The sequence below is a fragment of the Delftia sp. WY8 genome, from assembly GCF_018437695.1.
GTDB classification, from domain to species: Bacteria; Pseudomonadota; Gammaproteobacteria; order Burkholderiales; family Burkholderiaceae_C; genus Comamonas; species Comamonas tsuruhatensis.
The window spans coordinates 1,039,685-1,058,789 of sequence record NZ_CP049795.1 but is presented as its reverse complement, the minus strand read 5'-3'; the positions used below and the strand labels follow the sequence as shown (position 1 = coordinate 1,058,789).

The following is a 19,105-nucleotide window of genomic DNA, read 5'->3' as shown; positions in this document are numbered from 1 at the left end:
TCTACAGAAATCCGATCGACAGCCAGGGCACGGCCGCCACCGCCACCGTACCCAGCAACAGCGCCAGCAGGTAGCCCACGATGGGCCGCAAGCCCTTGTCCGGGTGGATCTGGCCTATGGCGCAGGCTGCGTAGTAGCCCACGCCCAGTGGTGGGGCGAACAGGCCCAGGCCCATGGCGAGCACGGCGACGATGGCGTAGTGCACTTCATGGATGCCCAGGTCGCGTGCGATGGGAAACAGCAGCGGGCCGAACAGCACGATGGCGGGTATGCCTTCCAACACCGATCCGAGGATGACGAAGATCAGTAGCGAGACCGCGAGAAACGCGGGTGCCCCGCCGGGCAGGGCGGCCATCGCCTCCGCCAGCGAGCGCGAGAAGCCCGATTGGGTCAGGCCCCAGGCCATGGCCGTGGCAGTGCCGATGATGAGCAGGATGGCGCCCGACAGCGATGCCGTGGCCACGAGCATGGGCCCCAGGCGGCGCCAGTCGAACTGGCGGTAGATCAGCAGACCCGCAATGGCCGCGTAGGCAATGCCCAGGGTCGAGACTTCGGTGGCCGTGGCCACGCCCTCGACCACGGCCGCGCGGATCACGAAGGGCAGCGCCAGTGCCGGCAGGGCGATGAAGCCTAGCCGCGCGATCTGCGACCAGGGCTGGCGCTGTGTCTGCGGCGGCTGGTCATGGCGCGAGCGCCACCAGACGACCACACACAGCGACAGGCCCAGGGCCAGCGCCGGCAGCAGTCCGCCCGTGAACAGCGCTGCAATGGACACGCCCGTGACCGAGCCGATGGTGATCAGCACCAGGCTGGGCGGCACGGTTTCCGTCTGCGCGCCTGTGGCTGACAGCAGGGCCACCAGATCGCCTTCGTCCGCGCCGCGCTTGCGCATTTCGGGGAACAGTGCCGGAGCCACGGCCGCCATGTCGGCCGCCTTGGAGCCCGAGATGCCCGAGACCAGGTACATGGCCCCCACAAGCACATAGGACAGGCCGCCGCGCACATGGCCGAGCAGGCCCGCGAGAAAAGCCACCATGGCGCGCGCCATGCCCGTCATCTCGATCAGCAGCCCCAGGAAGACGAACAGCGGAACGGCCAGCAGGATGAGGTGGGACATGCCTTCGTCCATGCGCCCGACGATCACGGGCAGGGCGGTGTCCGTGGCCAGGGCCAGATAGCCGAGCGTGCCCAGGCCGAAGGCAAAGGCAATGGGCACGCCGCCGAACACGCAGGCCGCGACCACGCCGACGAAGAAGACCAGCAGGTTCAGGCGCCCCAGGTCCTCGAAGAGGCCGAAGATGCCGTTTGCCAGCACGAACGCCGCCATGACGGCGGCCACCACGGCCAGTGCCTTCCAGGCCGCCGCCTTTTCGCCGCTGCGCACCAAGCGCAGCACCGAGAAAACAGCCATCAGCACGATGCCGGCGGGCAGTGCCGCAGCGCGCCAGATGTTGGAGATTTCCAGCGCGGGCGTGGTGATGAAGCGCTCGTCCGCTGCCCATTCCCATGCGGGCCAGGCAACCAAGGCGAGAAAGGCCAGCGTGGCACAGGTGCCGATGGCATCGAACAGGGCTCGGCGCGCAGGCGACAGGCGCGAGAGCAGGGCCGTCATGCGCATGTGCTCGGCGCGCCGCAGTGCGATCACGGCACCCAGCATGGCCAGCCAGATGAAGAGCATGGAGGCCAGTTCATCCGCCCAGACCAGTGGCTGGTGGAAGACAAAGCGTGCCACCACTCCCGCAAACAGCACGCCGATATCGGCCAGCACCAGCAGGCCCGCCGCGCAAGCCACGGCCGCGCCCATCCAGCGGTCGATGCGGTCCCACGCGGTCCAGGCATCGTGCGGGGTATGGGCGGGCTTGTCCTGGGGCGCAGTCATGCCAGCGCCCCGACGCTGCGCTCGAGGATGGCCCAGGCCTGGTCACCGTGCTTGCGCTTCCATTCGGCGTAGAAGCCGGCCTTGCGCAACCGCTCACGGAAGGCGGCGGTGTCGGCAGTGTTGAAGGCCAGGCCCTTGGCGGCCAGCTCCTTTTGCAGGCCGGCGTTGAGCTCGGCGACATCGTCGCGTTCGCGCAGGCCTGCGGCATTGATGTGTCGCGCCACGATGTCGCGCAGGTCTGGGGGCAGTCTTTCCCAGGCGCGGCGGTTGGCCAGGAACCAGAAACCGTCCCACATGTGGTTGGTGAGCGAGCAGTACTTCTGCACCTCGTAGAGCTTGGCCGTGGAGATGATGGCCAGCGGGTTCTCCTGCCCGTCCACGATCTTCGTCTGCAGCGAGGAATAGACCTCGGCAAAGTTGATGGACGCGGGCGCGCTGTCCAGCGCCTTGAACATCGAGGTCCACAGCGGAGAGACGGGCACGCGGATCTTGAAGCCCTGCAGGTCGGCGGGACCCGCGATGGGGCGCGTGGAGGAGGTGATCTGCCGGAAACCGTTGTCCCAGATGCGCTCCATGGCCACCAGGTTGGCGTGGGCGATGCGTGCGCGGATATGGGCGCCCAGCTCGCCATCCATGGCCTTCCAGACACTGTCATAGCCGTCGAATGCAAAGCCCACGCCGCTGATGGAGGCTGCCGGCACCAGGGTGGACAGGATCAGGCCCGACAGCGTGAAGAACTCCACGCCGCCCGAGCGCAACTGGCCCAGCACATCGGTGTCCGAGCCGAGCTGCCCATTGGAGAAGACCTGGATGTCCACCCGTCCACCGGTCTCGGCCAGGATGGCCTGCGACATCTGCAGGGCCCGGATGTTCATGGGGTGCGTGGCGGGCAGGTTGTTGGCGTACTTGTAGCGGAATTCGGCCTTGCTGGCGAAGGCGCTGCGCTGTGAAAGGGCCAGTGGAAGGGCGCAGGCTGCGGCACCGTGCAGCACGTGGCGTCGGGAAAGGGTCATGGCTTGTCTCCTGAGTGTTGTCTTTGTGTCGTTCGGGCGCAAGCGGCGCGCGGGGGGGCGCATCACGGGGTCGGGGCGGCCTGCTCCTTTCCCTGCGTCATGTTCTGCAGCAGGCGTTCGCGGATTTCCTTCTTGACCACCTTGCCGTAGCCCGAGCGGGGCAGGGCGTCCCAGAAGTGGAACTGGCGCGGCCAGCGGTAGCGCGCGCAGCGGCCCTCCAGGTGCGCCAGCAGCGCCTCGGCCGTGAGGTCTCCAGCGGTGGCATCGGCACCTCCCCGCGCGACCACCACGGCCACGCCGATCTCGCCCCAGGTGGCGTCGGGCATGCCGAGCACGGCGACCTCGGCCACGGCGGGATGGGTCAGCAGCGCCTCCTCGACTTCGCGCGGATAGACGTTGGAGCCGCCCGAGATGTACATGTCCGATTCCCGCCCCGTGATGTAGAGCAGGCCCCGCTCGTCCAGCCGCCCGAGATCGCCCGTGTGGAACCAGCCGCCCCGAAAGGCCTGGGCCGTGGCCTCGGGGTTGTCGTGGTAGCCCGCAAAGACGGCGGGGCCGCGGCAGCATATCTCGCCGATGGCGCCCGTGGGAACGGGCTGCAACCGGTGGTCGAGGATGGCGACCTCCATGCCCGTGCGCGGGCGCCCGCAGGTTCCGATCAATGTGTCGGCGGTGCCGGTGCTGCCGTCGCTGTGCCCGTCGTCCAGTGCGTGCATGGAGGGCGTCAGCACGGTGATGCAGCCCGTCACCTCGCCCAGGCCGAAGTACTGCACCAGCACCGGGCCCAGCTTGTGCAATGCGCGCTGCTGGTCGGCGTGGTACATGGGCGCGCCCGCATAGACCACGTAGCGCAGCGATCCGTGGTCGAAGCGGTCCACCGCGGGGTCTTCCACCAGCAGCTTGACGATGGTGGGCACGGTGAAGAGATTGGTGACCCGGTGCCGCTGCACCAGCTCCCAGACCTCGGCAGGGTCCAGCCGGTCGGCGGTGGGCAGCACTGTGGCCGCACCGCGCGCCACGTTGAGCAGGGCATGTATGCCTGCGCCGTGCGACAGCGGTGCCACGGCAATGGAGCAGTCGCGCTCGTCCGTGCCCGGGATCAGGTCGGCAAGGTGGTTGGTCACCACGAAGGCCATCTGTCCATGGGTGAGCATCGCGGCCTTGGGCCGGCCTGTGGTGCCGGAGGTGTAGAAGAACCACAGCGGCGTATCGGCATGCACATGGGCTGTAGATGCGGGAGCGCCTGCGTTGTCATGCAGCAATTGCTCGTAGTCCTGCTCGCCCTGGCTTTCGCGAGGCCGGCCGATGGTGATCACATGCCGCAGCCGTGGCGAGGCGGCGCGCACGGCGTCCACATGGCCGGCGAAGCCCTCTTCGGCCAGCATGGCGGTGGCGCCGCTGGCGTGGCCCAGCCAAGCCACTTCGGATGGTGTAAGCCGGAAGTTGACCGGCACCCAGACGGCGCCGAGCCGGAAGGCGGCCCAGCAGCTTTCAAACAGGGCAATGCCGTTGCGAGACTGCACCAGCAGGCGGTCACCGGCCTGCATGCCCAGCGCGCGCAGGCCTTGGACCAGCGCATTGACGCGCGCATCGATCTGCGCCCAGGTCCAGCGGCGGTCGCCCTGGATCAGGCCGGGCCTGTCGGGAAACAGGGCGGCCGTCTGCGACAGCAGCAGCGACAGGTTGGCTGCCTGGGGCGCGGGGACTGCCGCGATGTCCGCAGGTGCAAGCCTGTTCATGCGGCCTCCAGCACGCTCAGGTAGTTGGCCACGGCCGCACCACCCATGTTGAAGACGGCGCCCAGCCGGGGCGCGGGCAGTTGCATGGCCCCGGCCGAGCCTGACAGCTGCATGGCCGCCATCACATGCTGGGAAACGCCTGTCGCGCCTATGGGATGGCCGCGCGACTTGAGTCCTCCCGACGGGTTGACGGGCAGCCGCCCGTCGCGGCATGTGCTGCCGTCGAGGATGGCGCGCGCGCCTTGGCCATGTGGCGCCAGGCCCATGGCCTCGTATTCCAGCAGTTCGGCCATGGTGAAGCAGTCATGTGTTTCCACGAAGCCCAGGTCGGCCAGCGTGACGCCTGCGTCGGCCAGCCCGCGCTGCCACGCCAGGGCGGCGCCTTCGAAGCGCGTGGGGTCCCGCCGCGACAGGGGCAGGAGGTCGTTGACCTGGGTGCGCGAGCGCCAGCGCACGGGCGCCACGCTGGCATTGCCGCAGGCCTGGCGCGAGATGACCAGGGCGGCCGCGCCGTCGGAGACCAGCGAGCAGTCCGAGCGCTTGAGCGGGCCTGCGACGAAGGGGTTCCTGTCCGAGGCGTGGCGGCAGAAGTCCAGGCCCAGGTCACGCCGCATGTGGGCGAAGGGGTTGTGCACGCCGTTGGCATGGTTCTTGGCCGCGATGGCTGCCAGTGCATCGCTCTGGTCGCCGAAGCGTTCGAAATAGCGGGTGGCGATCTGCCCGAACACGCCTGCGAAGCCCGCCGGTGTGGCAGCTTCCTCCTTCACGTAGGAGCAGCGCAGCAGGATCTCGGCAATTTTCTGCCCAGGCTGGGCGTTCATGATCTCGAAGCCCACCACCAGCGCGCAACATATGCGGCCGGACTGCACGGCGTCGAGCGCAGCCCAGATGGCAGCCGAGCCGGTGGCGCAGGCGTTCTCGCTGCGCGTGGCGGGCACATGGCGCAGTTCAGGCACGGCCAGGGCCACCAGGCTGGCGCTGAAATCCTGGGGCAGAAGGCCGCCATTGAAGTGGCCGACGAAGATGCCGTCGATGTCCCGGGGCTCCAGGCCGGCGGTTTGCAGTGCCGGGTCGATGGCGTCACGCAGCAGTTGCTCGGCATCGGCTGCGGCATGCTTTCCGAAGGGCGTGTGGCCCCAGCCGATGATGCGGGGTGGGTTCATGGCGTGGCTCCTGTGGTGCGGGCGGTGTTCAGGACTGCGCGGACTGCACGGTTGCCGGTGCCTCGGCCAGCCGGCGGCGCAGCGTGGGCAGACCCACGCCTGCGGCATCGAAGCCGCCGTCGACGGCCAGCACCTGGCCATTGATGAAGCTGGCCGTATCGCTGCAAAGAAAGCCCACGGCCTCTGCCATTTCCTGTGGTGTGCCGTAGCGGCCCAGCGGGATGGCGTCGTGGTAGTCGGAGCGTATGGCGACGCTGTGCACGAGCTTGGCCATCTCGGTCTCCACCGGCCCTGGCGCGATCACGTTGACGCGCACGCCCAGATTGCCCAGTTCCACCGCATGCTGGCGCGTCATGTGGATGAGGGCGGCCTTGCTCGTGCCATAGGCCACGCGCAGCGTGCTTGCCCGCAGGCCCGAGATGGAGGCGATGTTGACGATGGCTCCGCCGCTGCCGCCGTGGCCTTCGTTGCGAGCCATCCGGGCACCGAAGGCCTGCGTGCAGAGAAAGGCGCCGTCGAGGTTGGTGGCCATGACCGTGCGCCATTCCTCGAACGATGTCTCCAGCACGGGCTTGAAGACCGCCACGCCGGCGTTGTTGACCAGCGCATCCACGCGGCCCCAGCGCGCCATGACGGCGGTGGCGGCCTCGTCCACCTGCTGCGGGTTCGAGACGTCGCAATGCTGGCACAGCAGCCGGGCCGGGCAGTCCATGTCCTGCGCCGTGCGCTCCAGCGTTTCACTGTCGATGTCCAGCAGCGCTACGCGCCAGCCCCGCTGTAGAAACCATTCGCCGATGGACCGGCCTATGCCGCGCGCCCCTCCGGTGACCACGGCGACGCGTGCGGGGGATGGATGGGAATCTCGTTGGTTCATGGACAGGCTCCTGGATCCGGGGTCAAGGCAGAAGGGGTTTTTGGAAGCCACTCTTCGAGGGTCAGCTCGAAGGTGATGCAGACGGGGTTGGCTCCGGCCACGAAGGGGCCGCCATGCACCTGGCCGGTGGTGTCGGCGACCACGCCGCTCAGGCAGGCACGCAGCGAGCCGTCGTCCTGGCAGCGCACCTCGCCGGCGAGGCTGACCACCTCGATGGCCGGCCCGCGCAGCAACAGGCAACTGCCGTCGGCGCGCGCCAGGCAGGCATCGACCAGGCTGCCCAGGGCGCCGCGCACGAAGGCGTTGCGAAAGCCCTGCAGCGCGCAGAGCTTTTCCACGCTCAGCACCAGATCTTCGTTGGGGGCAATGCGTGCGTAGGCGACGCGGCCCATGCGGCCTGACTCGACCATGCGGGCCTCAGCCATGGCAGACCTGCGCGGCGGCCGGACGCATCAGGGACATGCGCGTTTCAGGGTCGTAGGCGATGCGCAGTCCGAACCCGTCCAGCGAGGTCGCCAGGGCGCTGACGGGCGCATTGACGATGCGGCAGCGCTGCGTGAGCACATGGCCGCCGAGCAGGTGGCCCTGTGCGCTGGAGAAGACGGCATGGCAGTGCACAGCCGGATGCCCTGTTTCGGCGCAGCCGAGCGTGGCATTGCCGAACAGCAGCCTGGCGGACTGCAGTGTCGCGGGCGGGCCGTAGGTGGCCACGACATGGCCGCTGCGATCGGGTGGCGCCACGCAGAAATCCAGGTCTTCGAGATCGCCTTCCAGCAAGGTCAGCGAGGCACTCTCGACGCTGGCCGATGACAGTGCGCCGACGAGGGCGTCGAACAGCGTCAGCCCGGGCGCCAGGGCCAGCCGCATGTGGCGCGCAGCGGGCGCTTGCCGGTGATCCAGTCGCACGGCGCTGCAGGGGCCGGGATGTATGAGGGTGCGTGGCCTGGGCAGGCCCGCGAGGCGCTCTGGCATGTTTGTCTCCTGCTGCTGCTTTGTATTCAGCTTGTGTTGTCCTGGGCGCGGGATGGTGCGTACAGGCCTGCAGCGCAGTCTAGGGATCTGGTTCAATGCAAGGAAATTTGCAATTCATATGGATCGATTTGCGGAGGCTATGAATGGACATGCGACATCTGCGGTGCTTCGTGGCCGTGGTCGAGGAGATGCACTTCGGTCGCGCGGCCGAGCGCCTGCACCTGACCCAGCCCCCCGTGAGCCTGGCCATCAAGGAGCTGGAGGAGGAGCTGGGCGTGACGCTGCTGGAGCGCACGTCGCGGCGCATCGTGCTTACGAAAGCCGGGGAGGATGCGTTGCGCGACGCCCGTGCCGTGCTGGCCGCTGCCGACACCATGCGGCGCCGCGCACGCGAGACCTCGCAGGGGCTCATGGGCTCCATGTCCATCGGGTTCATCAGCCTGCCGGCCTACTCCTTCCTGCCGGAAACGCTGAGGCGCTTTGGCGAGGACTATCCGCAGGTCCGGCTATCGCTGCAGGAGGGCACGACCGACCAGATTGCACATGACATCGAGAGCGGGCGGCTGGATATCGGCCTGGTATTTCGCACGCCGGACCTGCCCGCGTCACTGGACTCTGTGCTGGTGCGCAGCGAGCCGCTGGTGGTGGCCTTGCCCGAGTCCCACCCGCTGGCCCGCAACCGGCGCATCGCGCTGGAGAAACTGGCCCAGGAGCGTTTCCTGGGCTTCGAGCGCCACCAGGGGCCGTTGATGTTCGATGCCATCGTCTCCACCTGCATGCGCCACGGCTTCAGCCCCCGGCTGTTCGCGGCGCGGCAGATGCACACCATCGTCAGCCTGGTCTCTGGCGGTTTGGGCGTGGCGCTGGTGCCCGCCTGTGTGCAGGCCCTGCACCGTGAAGGCGTGGTCTACCGGCCCTTGCTGGGGGAAAGGACGGCCGTGGAGACGGTCGCCGTCTGGCGGCGTGCCGATGATTCGCCGCTGGTGCGTGCGCTGCGGGGGTATCTGCCCGGATCTACAGCCACTCCTTCATCCACCCCAGCCCCTCGCTGGTAGCGTGCGCGGCCGCGCCGCGCGCGGGGCGATATTCGCAGCCTATCCAGCCGTCGTAGCCCAGATGGTCCAGCAGGCGGAACAGGTAGGGGTAGTTGACCTCGCCGACGTCGGGTTCGTGGCGTTCGGGCACGCCTGCGATCTGCACATGCCCCACGCGGCCCGTGGGCAGGTACTGGCGGATCTTCATGGCGAGGTCGCCTTCGACGATCTGGCAGTGGTAGAGGTCCATCTGGACCTGGACGTTGGGCTCGGCAATGTCGGCCAGCAGCGCATGGGCCTGGTCCTGGCGGCTCAGGAAGAAGCCGGGCATGTCGCGGCCATTGATGGGCTCCAGCAGGATGGCGATGCCGTGGGGCGCGGCCAGCCGTGCGGCGTGGCGCACGTTGGCGATGTAGGTGGCGCGCAGGATGTCATCGCTGGCGCCTGCGGGCTTGAGCCCGGCCATGACGTGGATGCGCGGGCAGCCCAGGGCCCGGGCATAGGCGATGGCGCGTTCCATGCCCTGGGCGAATTCCGTCTCGCGCCCGGGGATGCAGGCAAGACCGCGCTCGCCCGCGTTCCAGTCGCCGGGCGGGGCGTTGAACAGTACCTGCCGCAGGCCGTGGTCCTGCAGGCGGCGGGCCAGTTGCTCGGGCGCGAAGTCGTAGGGGAACAGGTATTCGACGGCCTGGAAGCCGTCGCGCGCGGCGGCCTCGAAGCGGTCAAGAAAGTCCAGGTCGTTGTAGAGCATGGACAGGTTGGCGGCGAAACGGGGCATGAAAGCTTTCCTGAAAACGGATGCTGAGTGTGGCATCAGGCGCGCTGCAACGCGCCGAAGGCCTTGTTGAAGAAGTCCGTGGTGCCGAAGTTGCCGGACTTGAGCGTGAGGTGCAGCCCCTGCGGCGCCAGGGGCGAGGCGGCATGGCACCAGGGCACGCCAGGGTCGATCTGCGGCCCTATGCGCATCTGCTCGATGCCCAGCGCCTGCACGCAGGCGCCCGAGGTTTCGCCACCGGCCACGATGAGCTGGCGCACGCCCATCTCGACCAGCCCCCGGGCGATGGCGGCGATGGTCTGTTCGACCAGTGCGCCGGCCTGCTCCACGCCCAGGCGGCCCTGCACGGCCTTGACGGCCGCGGATTCGGCCGTGGAGTAGATCAGCACCGGGCCGCTGGCGATGTGCTGGCGGGCCCAGGCCAGGGCCTTGCCGGCTTCGTCCTCGCCGGCGGCGATGCGCAGGGGCTCCAGCGCCAGGGCAGGGCGGCCCGAGGCGATGAAGTGCGCCACCTGCGCATTGGTGGCCACCGAGCAACTGCCCGAGACGACCGCCTGCAGGCCGGTGGCGGTTGGCAGGGCAGCGGCCTGGGCCGAGGGCTGTATGCCGAAGTTCGCGGGCAGGCCGATGGCCACGCCCGAGCCGGCCGTGACAAGCGGCATGCCGGCCAGCGCCGGGCCCAGGCGCAGCAGGTCGTCGTTGGAGACGGCATCGACGATGGCCATGCCCACGCCCTCGGCCTGGAGTGCGGCGATACGCGCGCGGATGGCGGCCTCGCCCTGCGCGACGGCCACATGGTCGATCAGGCCCACCTTGCGCCGCGTCTGCGCCTGCAGCACGCGCACCAGGTTGGCATCGGTCATGGGCGTGAGAGGATGGTTGCGCATGCCGCTGTCGCTGAGCAGCACATCGCCCACGAACAGGTGGCCCTTGAAGACGGTGCGCTGGTTGTCGGGGAAGGCCGGCGTGGCAATGGTGAATTCGCAACCCAGCGCGTCCATCAGCGCATCGGCCACGGGGCCGATATTGCCCTGCGGCGTGCTGTCGAAGGTGGAGCAGTATTTGAAGTAGATCTGCGGAGCCCGGCCATCGGGGCCCTGGCCTCGCAGCCACTGCAGTGCCTGCAGCGACTGGGCGACGGCGTCGGCCGGCGCGATGGTGCGCGACTTGAGCGCGACCACGACGGCGTCCACGCCCTCGTCCACCGGGCCGGCGGGTACGCCAATGCTTTGCACCACGCGCATGCCTGCGCGCACCAGGTTGTTCGCCAGATCGGTGGCGCCCGTGAAGTCGTCGGCTATGCAGCCCAGAAGAAGGGTCATGGGGATTCCGATGGAGCCTGGGGCAGGGTGATGCCCGGGAATATCTTGATGACGGCGCTGTCGTCCTCGCGGCCATGGCCGGCGGTGGATGCCTGCATGAACATCTGGTGGGCCGTGGAGGCCAGGGGCAGCGGGAATTTGCTGTGGCGCGCGGTGTCCAGCACCAGGCCCAGGTCCTTGACGAAGATGTCCACGGCCGACAGCGGGGTGTAGTCGCCGGCCAGCACGTGGGCCATGCGGTTCTCGAACATCCAGCTGTTGCCGGCGCTGTGGGTGATGACCTCGTAGAGCGCGGCGGCATCGACGCCTTCGCGCAGGCCCAGGGCCATGGCCTCGGCCGCTGCGGCAATGTGCACGCCGGCCAGCAGCTGGTTGATGATCTTGACCTTGCTGCCCGCGCCCGCGCTGTCGCCCAGGCGGTAGACCTTGGCGGCCATGGCGTCGAGCACGCCTTCGCAGGCGGCATAGGCCTCGGGGCGGCCTGCCGTCATCATGGTCATCTGCCCGGACGCGGCCTTGGCCGCGCCGCCGGAGATGGGCGCGTCAATGTAGTGCACGCCCTGCGCCTGCAGCCTGGCCTCCAGCGCCACGGACCAGTTGGGGTCCACGGTGGAGCACATGATGAAGACGGAGCCGGGCTGCAGCGCGGGGGCGATGCCGCCTTCGCCGAACAGCACGGCCTCGGTCTGCCGGGCGTTGACGACCACGCTGACGATGATGCGGCAAGCGGCGGCCATGTCGGCCAGCGTGGCGCAGGCCGTGCCACCTTCGGCTGCGAAGGCGGCTGCGGCCTCGGGGCGGATGTCGTGGACATGCACGTGGTGGCCGGCGCGGCGCAGGCTTTGCGCCATGCCGGCGCCCATGGCGCCCAGGCCGATCACGCCGACGGCGCGGGGTGTGGCGGTGGTGTGGTTCATGGCTGGCGTGGGGGTGTCAGGTCATCGGCGATGTAGGCGCGCACGATGGCCGCAAAGTCCTCGTCGCCGCGCAGGCCCAGCCGGTCGGCGCGCGTGGTATCCCAGCGGCCGGGCCAGCTGCCGACGATGCGCTCGACCTTGTCGTCGGGCTGCCAGCTCACGCGGTTGGCCACTTCGTCGCCAGCCACTTCGCGCAGCGCGCGCACCATGTCGCCTGCGCTGACGGACACGCCAGGCAGGTTGATGGGGCGGCGGTCGGCGACGGCGCTGGCATCGAGTTCGCAGCCTGCGACCAGGGCCTCGACGGCGCGGCGCGGGGACAGCAGCCACAGGCGCGTGGTGGCACCCACGGGGCAGTTGGCCGCCTCGCCGTTGAGGGGCTCGCGGATGATGCCGCTGGCAAACGACGAGGCGGCCGCATTGGGCCGGCCCGGGCGCACGCTGATCGTGGGCAGGCGCAGCACGCGGCCGTCGACAAAGCCGCGCCGCGTGTGGTCGGCCAGCAGCAGCTCGGCAATGGCTTTTTGCGTGCCGTAGGAGGACTGCGGGTTCAGGGCCGTGCCGTCCAGCACGATGTCTGGCAGGTCGCCCCCGTAGACGGCCACCGAGCTGGTGAAGACCACGCGCGGCATGTGGCCCACGGCGCGGCAGGTCTCCAGCAGGGCGCGCGAGGCATCGAGGTTGATGCGCATGCCCAGGTCGAAGTCGGCCTCGGCCTGGCCGCTGACCACGGCGGCCAGATGGAAGATCACGGCTGTGTCCTGGTCTATGGCGCCGCGCAGCACCTGCGGGTCGGCGATATCGCCCACCAGGGAGCGCACGCGCGTGTCGTCAATGGCCTGGGTGGCCACCACGTCGAGCAGGTCGATCTGGTGGATGGGCCAGCGGGTGCCGGCCAGCGTCAGCGCACCCTGTTCGAGCAGCTTGCGGGCCAGGCGCTGGCCCAGGAATCCGGCGCCGCCGGTGATCAGTACTTTCATGTGTCTTGGGGCTTGGAGCTTGAAGGATGGGAAGAAGGGCCGGTCAGCGGTTGACCATCTTTGCGGGGGTGAGCCAGACCGCGAGAGCGCCCACCACGAGCACCCCCGCCAGCACGAACATGCCGGCCTGCGTGGACTGGGTCAGGTCCTTGAGGTAGCCGATCATGTAAGGGCTGGCGAAGCCCGCGAGGTTGCCGACCGAGTTGACGATGGCAATGCCCGCCGCCGCCGCCGTGCCCGACAGGAAGGCCGTGGGCAGCGACCAGAACAGCGGCGCGCAGGTCAGCACGCCGGCTGCGGCCAGCGACAGGAAGATCAGGGAAAGAACCGTGTTGTCGGCGAAGAAGGCCGTCATCGCAAAGCCCACGGCGCCCATCAGCGCGGGCACGATCAGGTGCCAGCGGCGCTCGCGGCGCCTGTCGGCGCTGTGGCCCATCAGGTTCATCACCACGATGGCGCACAGGAAGGGGATGGCACTGAGCAGGCCGATGTTCAGCGCGCCCGTGACGCCCGTGGACTTGATCAGCGTGGGCATCCAGAAGGTCAGCCCGTACTGGCCGGCGACGAAGGCGAAGTAGATCAGGCACATCCACCAGACGCGGCGGTCGGCGAAAACGGCCTTGAGCGAATGCTTCTGGGCACCTGAGTGCTGCTGGTCCAGCTCGATCTCGCGCGCCAGCAGCTGCTTTTCGGAGGTCGTCAGCCACTTGGCGCTGGAGATGCCGTTGTCCAGATAGAAGATGGTCACCACGCCGATCACCAGGGCGGGAATCGCCTCGATCAGGAACATCCACTGCCAGCCGTGCAGGCCATGGTCGCCGTGGAAGGCCTGCATGATCCAGCCCGACAGCGGGTTGCCGAAGATGCCGGCCACGGGGATGGCCGACATGAACAGCGCCACGATCTTGGCTCGCCGGTGGGCCGGGTACCAGTAGGTCAGGTACAGGATCACGCCGGGGTAGAAGCCCGCCTCGGCCAGGCCCAGCAGAAAGCGCAGGATGTAGAAGCCCGTGGGCGTTTCCACATACATGAACATGGCCGACAGAATGCCCCAGGTGATCATGATGCGGGCGATCCAGACGCGCGCGCCCAGGCGATGCATGAGCAGGTTGCTGGGCACCTCGAAGAGGAAGTAGCCGATGAAGAACACGCCTGCGCCCAGGCCGAACACGGTCTCGCTGAAGCCCAGGTCCTGGGACATCTGCAGCTTGGCAAAGCCCACGTTCACGCGGTCCAGGTAGGCGATCACATAGCACAGCATCAGGAACGGCACGAGGCGCCAGAACACCTTGGCGTAGGCGCGCGCCGTCTCTGCAGAGTCGGCCTGGGCAGGGTGGGCCCCGGCCTGGCCGGATGCGATATCCGTTGTCGTCATTTCAAGTCTCCCTTGGGTTCGCCGCTTGATTCGCCGCTTGGTGCGCCGCCTGGCGGCTGCGCGGCTGTGGATGGGCTGGGTGGTGGAATGCGGCCGTGGGCGCCGCTGTGCAAATCAGTAGCGCGCCCCGAAGGTGGTGCGCAGCTCGTCGATGGCGGCCGCGTCCAGGGGCTGCGGCCGGGGATGGGTCATGAGCCAGAGCCTTGCGGTCTCCTCCAGCTCTTCCAGCACATGGCTGGCCTGCTCCACCGAGCGTTCCCAGACCACGGGGCCCAGGCGCTCGAACAAGGCGCCGCGCCCCTGGCCGGCCAGCGCGGCCACCTCGGCGGCGGCCTGCGGGTCGCCGGGCCGGCGGTAGCGGATCAACGGGATGCGGCCCACCTTCATGACCTGGTAGGGGGTGATGGGCGGCAGCACCTCGTCCTCGCGCCAGACGCCGGACAGCGTCAGCGCCACGAGATGGGTGGAATGCGTGTGGATGACGGCGCGCGCCTCGCCGTCATTGGCGTAGATACCCCGATGCAGGACCAGGGTCTTGGAAGGCTTGGCGCCGCTGACCCACTGCCCGCCGGCATCGACCTTGGACAGCTCTGCCGGGTCGAGCCGGCCCAGGCAGGCGTCGGTGGGGGTGATCAGCCAGCCGTCATGCAGGCGCGCGCTGATGTTGCCGGCAGCGCCGACGGTGTAGCCGCGCTGGTAGAGGCTGGCGCCGGTCGCGCAGATCTGCTCGCGGATGCGGGATTCGTAGCTCATGGGTGAACGCCCAGGCAAAGGCCGGGTGTGCCTGGTGCAAAAAGAGATGTGACTGATATTGTCATCATGTCATCATACAAATTTTGCGCAAAAACCCAAACAAGGTGAAAACCCTTGGCCATGCGCCAAGGGGTGGTTTCGGAGGTTCAGGGCTTGGCGGCCAGGATGTCGCGGGCCAGGCGTTCGCCGTCCTGCTCCCAGAAGCTGGCGTCGGCGCGGTGGATGCGGTCTATGGCGTTGCCCATGTGCGTGGCGGCGGCCTTGCGCGCGGCCTTGGGGTCGCCGGCCTCGATGGCCAGCACGATGCTGTGGTGCTCGCGTTCCACGGCCTTGCCGAAGTCCTCGCGCCGCGCCTCGTTGGCGCGCGTGATGCGCATGGCGCCGCGCAGGAACTGCGACAGGTAGTCCAGCGTGCTGATCAGGAAGGGATTGCCCGAAGCCTGGGCGATGGCGCGGTGAAACGCCATGTCTTCCTCCACGCCGTCACGGCCCAGCCGCACGGCCTCGGCCAGGGCGCTCTCCGCATCGTGGATGCGCTGCATATCCTCTTCGCTGCGCCGCCGCGCCGCGAGTTCGGCCACCTCGGTCTCCAGTGCGCGGCGCACCTCGGTGATCTGGATCAGCGCATTCCTGCCAGCCGCCGGCAGGCCTTCGAAGTCCAGTGGCTCTATGCCTGCCGCCTTCACGAACACGCCGCTGCCCTGGCGCGATTCCACCAGGTTGCGCGACTTGAGCTGGGACACCGCCTCGCGCACGACGGTGCGGCTGACCTCGAGCTGCTGCACGAGCTCGGCCTCGGTCGGCAGCTTCTGCCCCGGCTGCAGGTTGCCGGCGCGGATGCGCGCCTCCAGCTGCCGGGCAACCTGGTCCGCAAGCTTGAGACCGGGCTGAATGGCAGAGAAGGAAACCGTCATGGAGGTGGGGGCTGGAGAGACACGTGTGGCAGCGATTGTCTCAGAACGGCCAGGGCTTCAGCGCCGGGGAGTGTGGTGACGCCTGGGCGCTGTCTTTCGGCCAAGCCTTCAGTCCCGGGGAGGAAAGATCCCGTTCAGGACAATGCACCATTGCATGCTCAGGAATGGATCGCGTATGGGAACAGGTTGGTTGTTCCCTGTGACTCCGACCGACGTGGTACTGCTCAGCGAGGTATCGGCTGTACCGCCCTCCCGGTAGATGCCTGCGTTCTGGGCTTGAGCCAGCATCCTGTTTGGGCCCGGCGTGGAATGGGTTGCCCCTTGGGTGCTGGCGGGCATGTTCGAGACGGTGTGCGTGTGCGCGGGCATCTGGGACGGTGTGAGTGTCAGCTGTTCTCTGCCGCCGGCCTCTCCCAAGACGAAGGAGGAAAGTCCGGGGGCGCCGCCTGTGCCGATGGGAACGCGTCCGCGCAGGTCGGGAAGCTGGAAGGTGTTGACGCCATTGCCGCCATACGTCGTGCCAAGTATCGAAAACAAGGCGGCGTTCTGGTTGATGGGAAGGGTCTGACCCGCCGCTGGAGCCGTGTTGCTGGGGCAGAAGTTGCCGCTGAACAGAAAGAGCTCTCCTATGTAGGCTTCAGGCGCGGCATGGGCCGTCGGAATGAGGGGGGTGGAAAAGGCGAAGGCCAGCGCGAGGGCGGTTTTGCGCAGGAAGGGAGTGGAAGACAGGGGCATGGCGAAATCCTGTGGGTCTGTGCACAAAGGCTGTATCAACGGGCGAGCATGAAGCAGATGCGGTCCAGCGTCTCCTGTTCAGGGTCCACCCAGCCGGGGGTCAGAACGATGCCGGCGAACGGGTCCCCCGTTGCCGCGATGGCCACGGCCCGGCCCTTGTTGGTGCGACTGTCCAGCAGCAGGGTGTAGCTGCCCGGGGCTACGGCGGGGTTGAAGGCGATCGTGAAGGGGCCGCTCGCGCCATTGCGTGCTGCTGCATAGCCTTCACCACTGCGGATAACGGCCTTGGTGGCGTCGCCCGGATCGGGTGCAACGCAGCCGTGGCGCACTTCGGCCAGACCTGTGACACCACCCATGCCCGTCGGTCCCATGGGACCCTGCGGGCCCACCGAGCCTTGGAGGCCGTTGCATACATAGCTGGTGCTGGTGATCTCTGCTGCATCCAGTACGCCGTTGCGGTTGGTATCCAGGCCCTGGGTGATGCGCTGACCGCCCGTGGCGCAGGTGGCGCCAGCAGCTTCTACCTGGGTCACCATCAGGGATTCCCGGCCATCGGTGCCCGCCGCGCCGACTGCTCCCGGGCTACCTGGCGCGCCTGCCGCGCCTGTAGTGCCGGCAGGTCCGGTGGCACCGGCAGGGCCGGTAGCGCCCGTGGCTCCCGTAGCGCCGGCCGGTCCGGTGGCACCGACGGAGCCCGTGGCTCCGGCAGCGCCTGCCGGCCCCGTTACTCCGGCAAGCCCTGTGGCGCCGGTGGGCCCCGCAGAGCCTGTGGCACCGGCGGGGCCTGTGGCGCCGGTAGCACCTGCCGGTCCTGTAGCGCCGGTAGGGCCTGCGTCGCCTCTGGGTCCTTGCGCGCCCTGCGTGGAGGCGGGATCGCAACGGCCCAGACTGCCGCTGGCGTCATGGCATACGTGGCTGGTGGATGTGGCGGGTGTGCCTGGCAGCCCGGGCAGTTGCACCTCTCCCGTGGGCTGTACGCGCAGCGCCGGGGTGTTGGGTGTGGAGTAGATGATCACGCCGCCACCCGCGGGGGGCGTGAGGCTGATGTCTGCTGCCCCGGCAGGACCGGTAAGCAGGGCGAGGACGGCGGTGGTGGCAAGGGCCACCGGACCGGCCGAAGTGGGGGGCAGTGGCCGACGGACAAAAAGAGGGGAAGGCATTTGACGGATGGCTCCTGTCGGCTAGGCCTCCGGCGGGGGCGCGGTACTTGGCGGCGCTGCCAGGGCTGTCCGGGTGTGCGAGGTGACCTGGCCTGATGTTGCGCAGGTCCAGGGCAAGGTAATGGGTAAGGTGGCTGGATTGGTACCGATTCTGCGAAATTGTGGATTTTTGCAAAATCACTGAAACTTGGTAAATTGAAATTGACTATTTGCCAGGACTGTGGTTTTCCAGTGCAGCCTGGCAATGGTCCGTTGCTGCTTGCATGGGCGCAATGCAGGTTTGCTGCTGTTGCAAGCCGCGTCTGCAGGATTCTTGCGGGCCTGCGCGGCGCGCGATACTTGCGCTTTTGCCATCTGCCTTACCGGGCCGAGCCCTTTTTCCATGCGAACCCCCACTACCGACTCTGCGGCCGCCGTGCCCGCCATCGCCTCGCTGGCCGATGCCGCCTTCACCCAGCGCGTGCAGCACGCCATAGACCACAAGACCAAGCCTTTGGGCGCGCTGGGGCGGCTGGAGCAGCTGGCGCTGCGCATTGCCTGCATCCTGGGTCAGGACAGGCCGGTGCTGCAGCAGCCGCAGATGCTGGTGTTTGCGGCCGACCATGGGCTGGCGGCGCGCGGCGTGTCGGCCTATCCGGTGGATGTGACCTGGCAGATGGTCGAGAACTTCATGGCCGGCGGCGCCGCCGTCAGCGTGCTGGCGCGCCAGCATGGGCTGGCGCTGAACGTGGTGGACTGCGGCGTGGCACGCGACTTTCCCGCGCGCGAGCAGGACCCTGACGACAAGCTTCCCCAGCCCGGCCAGCCGCGCCTGTGGCGCCGCAAGCTGGGCTACGGCACGCGCGACTGCAGCCAGGGCCCGGCCATGACGGCCACCGAATGCGCCATGGCCCTGCGCAACGGCGCGGCCCTGGTGCGCCAGTTGCCGGGCAATGCGCTGCTGCTGGGCGAGATGGGCATCGGCAATACCTCCAGCGCATCCTTGCTGCTGGCGCGGCTGTGCGGCGAACCGCTGGCCGAGGTCACGGGTGCGGGCACAGGCCTGGATGCGGCCGGGCTGGCGCGCAAGATCGGTGTGCTGCAGGAGGTGCTACAGCTGCACGCCCAGGCCACGGAACCGCTGGACGCGCTGGCGGCCATGGGCGGCTTCGAGGTTGCCACCATGGTGGGCGCCGTGCTGCAGGCCGCCGCCGAGCGGCGCGTCATCGTGGTCGATGGCTTCATCACCACGGCCGCCGTGCTGGTGGCCAGCCGCCTGCAGCCGGCCGTGCTGGAGCGCTGCGTTTTCTCGCACCGCTCGGGCGAGCCCGGCCATGTGCGCATGCTGGCCCACCTGGGTGCCGAGCCGCTGCTGGACTGGCAACTGCGCCTGGGCGAAGGCTCGGGCGCGGCCCTGGCCTGGCCGCTGCTGGTGTCGGCCTGCGCCATGCTGGGCGAGATGGCCAGCTTTGCGCAGGCCGGGGTGAGCACGCGCTCGGAACAGGCATAGCCGCCGGGGCT

At 68.6% G+C, this 19,105-nt stretch carries 19 protein-coding genes; 2 read left to right on the top strand and 17 right to left on the bottom strand.

Annotated elements, in window-relative coordinates:
- Position 1: 1 nt before the first annotated feature.
- The 7 genes from G4D77_RS04715 to G4D77_RS04685 all read right to left on the bottom strand — a co-directional run bounded on the left by G4D77_RS04715 (position 2) and on the right by G4D77_RS04685 (position 7,640).
- Positions 2-1,879: a TRAP transporter large permease gene (locus G4D77_RS04715; protein ID WP_154834729.1), complete on the bottom strand. Its 1,878-nt coding sequence runs from the start codon at positions 1,877-1,879 to the stop codon at positions 2-4.
- A complete protein-coding gene (locus tag G4D77_RS04710) occupies positions 1,876-2,892 on the bottom strand; it encodes a TRAP transporter substrate-binding protein (RefSeq protein WP_154834728.1) in 1,017 nt (338 codons plus the stop codon). The genes G4D77_RS04715 and G4D77_RS04710 overlap by 4 nt, the downstream gene beginning before the upstream one ends.
- 62 nt (positions 2,893-2,954) lie before the next feature.
- Positions 2,955-4,631, bottom strand: a complete 1,677-nt coding sequence (locus G4D77_RS04705; protein WP_154834727.1) for an acyl-CoA synthetase — start codon at positions 4,629-4,631, stop codon at positions 2,955-2,957.
- A complete protein-coding gene (locus tag G4D77_RS04700) occupies positions 4,628-5,794 on the bottom strand; it encodes an acetyl-CoA acetyltransferase (RefSeq protein ID WP_034363084.1) in 1,167 nt (388 codons plus the stop codon). Before G4D77_RS04700 ends, G4D77_RS04705 begins: the two co-directional genes overlap by 4 nt.
- A 28-nt stretch (positions 5,795-5,822) precedes the next feature.
- Positions 5,823-6,668, bottom strand: a complete 846-nt coding sequence (locus G4D77_RS04695) for an SDR family NAD(P)-dependent oxidoreductase (protein WP_047474082.1) — start codon at positions 6,666-6,668, stop codon at positions 5,823-5,825.
- Entirely contained in the window at positions 6,665-7,093 is a 429-nt protein-coding gene (locus G4D77_RS04690; RefSeq protein WP_047327143.1) for a PPC domain-containing DNA-binding protein, read from the bottom strand. Before G4D77_RS04690 ends, G4D77_RS04695 begins: the two co-directional genes overlap by 4 nt.
- Positions 7,086-7,640: a PCC domain-containing protein gene (locus tag G4D77_RS04685; protein ID WP_154834726.1), complete on the bottom strand. Its 555-nt coding sequence runs from the start codon at positions 7,638-7,640 to the stop codon at positions 7,086-7,088. The genes G4D77_RS04690 and G4D77_RS04685 overlap by 8 nt, the downstream gene beginning before the upstream one ends.
- A gap of 143 nt (positions 7,641-7,783) precedes the next feature.
- On the opposite strand from G4D77_RS04685, the gene G4D77_RS04680 reads away from it, so the two are divergent.
- Positions 7,784-8,695 (top strand): LysR family transcriptional regulator, encoded by a 912-nt coding sequence (locus G4D77_RS04680; RefSeq protein WP_047327144.1) that lies wholly within the window; start codon positions 7,784-7,786, stop codon positions 8,693-8,695.
- Here the strand turns inward: G4D77_RS04680 and otnI are convergent.
- The 10 genes from otnI to G4D77_RS04630 all read right to left on the bottom strand — a co-directional run bounded on the left by otnI (position 8,655) and on the right by G4D77_RS04630 (position 17,989).
- Positions 8,655-9,452 carry a 2-oxo-tetronate isomerase gene (gene otnI, locus G4D77_RS04675; RefSeq protein WP_154834725.1) on the bottom strand — a complete coding sequence of 266 codons (798 nt, stop codon included), beginning with the start codon at positions 9,450-9,452 and terminating at the stop codon, positions 8,655-8,657. The two genes, G4D77_RS04680 and otnI, sit on opposite strands and share 41 nt — an antisense overlap.
- 35 nt (positions 9,453-9,487) lie before the next feature.
- Positions 9,488-10,771, bottom strand: coding sequence for a 3-oxo-tetronate kinase (gene otnK, locus G4D77_RS04670; protein ID WP_154834724.1), 1,284 nt, complete (start codon positions 10,769-10,771; stop codon positions 9,488-9,490).
- Positions 10,768-11,688, bottom strand: a complete 921-nt coding sequence (gene ltnD / locus G4D77_RS04665; RefSeq protein ID WP_074922986.1) for an L-threonate dehydrogenase — start codon at positions 11,686-11,688, stop codon at positions 10,768-10,770. The genes otnK and ltnD overlap by 4 nt, the downstream gene beginning before the upstream one ends.
- Positions 11,685-12,668 carry a D-erythronate dehydrogenase gene (gene denD / locus G4D77_RS04660; RefSeq protein ID WP_154834723.1) on the bottom strand — a complete coding sequence of 328 codons (984 nt, stop codon included), beginning with the start codon at positions 12,666-12,668 and terminating at the stop codon, positions 11,685-11,687. Before denD ends, ltnD begins: the two co-directional genes overlap by 4 nt.
- Positions 12,669-12,711: 43 nt before the next feature.
- Positions 12,712-14,043, bottom strand: a complete 1,332-nt coding sequence (locus tag G4D77_RS04655) for an MFS transporter (protein ID WP_016445232.1) — start codon at positions 14,041-14,043, stop codon at positions 12,712-12,714.
- A 114-nt stretch (positions 14,044-14,157) separates the two neighbouring features.
- Positions 14,158-14,796, bottom strand: coding sequence for a 3-oxo-tetronate 4-phosphate decarboxylase (gene otnC / locus G4D77_RS04650; RefSeq protein ID WP_154834722.1), 639 nt, complete (start codon positions 14,794-14,796; stop codon positions 14,158-14,160).
- Positions 14,797-14,942: 146 nt separating this feature from the next.
- Entirely contained in the window at positions 14,943-15,710 is a 768-nt protein-coding gene (locus tag G4D77_RS04645) for a FadR/GntR family transcriptional regulator (protein WP_016445234.1), read from the bottom strand.
- A 108-nt stretch (positions 15,711-15,818) separates the two neighbouring features.
- Positions 15,819-16,445 carry a phage tail protein gene (locus tag G4D77_RS04640; protein WP_154834721.1) on the bottom strand — a complete coding sequence of 209 codons (627 nt, stop codon included), beginning with the start codon at positions 16,443-16,445 and terminating at the stop codon, positions 15,819-15,821.
- Between the two features lie 35 nt (positions 16,446-16,480).
- Positions 16,481-16,981 (bottom strand): DUF7151 family protein, encoded by a 501-nt coding sequence (locus G4D77_RS04635; protein ID WP_016445236.1) that lies wholly within the window; start codon positions 16,979-16,981, stop codon positions 16,481-16,483.
- Positions 16,982-17,782: 801 nt separating this feature from the next.
- Positions 17,783-17,989, bottom strand: a complete 207-nt coding sequence (locus G4D77_RS04630) for a hypothetical protein (protein ID WP_133072888.1) — start codon at positions 17,987-17,989, stop codon at positions 17,783-17,785.
- Here G4D77_RS04630 and cobT point away from each other — a divergent pair.
- The gene (gene cobT / locus G4D77_RS04625; protein ID WP_016445237.1) at positions 17,988-19,094 is read left to right on the top strand and encodes a nicotinate-nucleotide--dimethylbenzimidazole phosphoribosyltransferase; all 1,107 of its coding nucleotides are present in this window, start codon (positions 17,988-17,990) and stop codon (positions 19,092-19,094) included. The two genes, G4D77_RS04630 and cobT, sit on opposite strands and share 2 nt — an antisense overlap.
- Positions 19,095-19,105: the final 11 nt, after the last annotated feature.